This is a genomic window from Paraconexibacter sp., from assembly GCF_041602235.1.
GTDB lineage: Bacteria > Actinomycetota > Thermoleophilia > Solirubrobacterales > Solirubrobacteraceae > Paraconexibacter.
Genome location: NZ_JBFIGP010000483.1, coordinates 1 through 1,606 on the forward strand (window position 1 = coordinate 1; position 1,606 = coordinate 1,606).

3 protein-coding genes are annotated in these 1,606 nt (G+C 72.5%); 2 read left to right on the forward strand and 1 reads right to left on the reverse strand.

Annotation, left to right across the window (positions count from 1 at the left end; translation table 11 throughout):
* The coding region (locus tag ABYE80_RS20675) for a hypothetical protein (RefSeq protein ID WP_372792311.1) at positions 1 to 182 on the reverse strand (182 nt) is incomplete at its 3' end.
* A gap of 67 nt (positions 183 to 249) precedes the next feature.
* On the opposite strand from ABYE80_RS20675, the gene ABYE80_RS20680 reads away from it, so the two are divergent.
* Positions 250 to 816, forward strand: a complete 567-nt coding sequence (locus ABYE80_RS20680) for a TetR/AcrR family transcriptional regulator (protein WP_372792313.1) — start codon at positions 250 to 252, stop codon at positions 814 to 816.
* Positions 817 to 904: 88 nt separating this feature from the next.
* Positions 905 to 1,606, forward strand: a 702-nt coding sequence (locus ABYE80_RS20685) for a magnesium transporter CorA family protein (protein WP_372792315.1), incomplete at its 3' end; no start/stop codon positions are given.

Genomic DNA, 1,606 nt, shown 5'->3' on the forward strand with positions numbered 1-1,606 from the left:
ACGATGCGGCCGACCGGGGCGAGGTGGGTGTGGCCCGGGACGAACTGCGTGTAGCTGTTGGCCACCGCGACGATCGGCTTCTTCCCGAGATCGGCCTTCTCCACCCCGGCGGCGCGGAACAGCGCGCGGGCGCCGGCCATGTTGCGGCCGTGGGTGACGGTGCGGGACCGGTAATGGGACACGGGGCTCCTCGGGCGTCGGGGGCGGAGCCACGGGCGGCTCCGGACGGGTTCGGTGTAGGCTAGCGGAATGGCCGTTCCGGTGCCATGGGTGGATCTCACCTCCGACGAGAAGCGCGAGCGCACCCTGGCGGCGGCCGACGACCTGTTCGCACGCGAGGGGCTCGACGTCGCGATGCCGGTCCTGGCGGCGGCCGTCGGCGTGGGCGTCGGCAGCATCTACCGGCAGGTCGGGGCCAAGGACGACGTCATCGCCACGCTCGTGATCCAGCGCGCGGGGACGCTCACGCGGAGGTTCTCCGAGGCGGCGCGGCATCCCGACGCATGGGCGGCGCTCTCGGAGGCCACCTACGCCACCGTGCAGGAGTGCGTGAGCGACTTCCTGTCGCAGACCGCCTGGGACGACGCCGCCGCGACCCGTCCCGAGGTTGCAGAAGCGCGCGCGGCGGCCACCTCGGCGCTCGAGGAGCTGGTGGAGCGTGCCCGCGCCCAGGGCGCGCTGCGCCCGGACGCCGAGGCCGAGGACCTGCGCCTGGTCTTCAAGGCCACCCGGGAGCTCGCGACCCTGGGGTCCGGCGGCGCCCGTCGCCTTGCCGAGCTGGTGCTCCGCGGGATGGCGGCGGAGCCCGCTTCCTAGGAGCCCGGACCGGCGCCACCGACCGTGCGGCCCAGCCCGCTGCGATGCTCCCCGAAGGTAGGACGACCGCCGCGGCTAAGGTCGCACCATGGCGCGCACCCGTCTGTACCGCAACGGTGCCCTCGTGCTGGAGGACTTCCCCCCGCGGGAGATCGCCGAGCACCTCGTCGACGCGGACGCGTTCGTGTGGCTGGACTACTGCCGACCGTCGGAGGACGACCTGGCGACGATCGAGGAGGAGCTCTCGCTCCACAAGCTCGCGCTCGAGAGCGCGCTCGGCGAGCACGAGCGGCCGAAGCTCGACCGGTACGACACGCACCTGTACCTGAGCGCCTACGCGGTCGCCCTGGATGCCGAGACGGGAACGCTGGCGATCTCCGAGGTCGGGGCGTTCGTCACCCGCAACGCGCTGGTCACCGTCCGCAAGGACGAGGGCTACGCGCTCGACGGCGTTCTGCGCCGCTGGGACGAGTCCGCCGAGCTCGCGGTGCACGGCGTGGCGTTCCTCCTGTGGGGGCTCCTGGACGACATCGTCGACCGTCACTTCGACGCGGTGCACGAGCTCGACTCGGAGATCGAGGGGCTCGAGGACCTGCTCTTCGACGACCGGCCGCACGACACCGAGGTCCAGCGCCGCTCGTTCGAGCTTCGCAAGAGCCTGGTGCGGCTGCGCCGGGTCGTGCTCCCGATGCGCGAGGTCGTCAACGCCCTGATGCGGCGCGACCTGCACGTGCTCGACCCGGGCATGGCGATCTACTACCAGGACGTCTACGACCACGTCCTGCGCGCG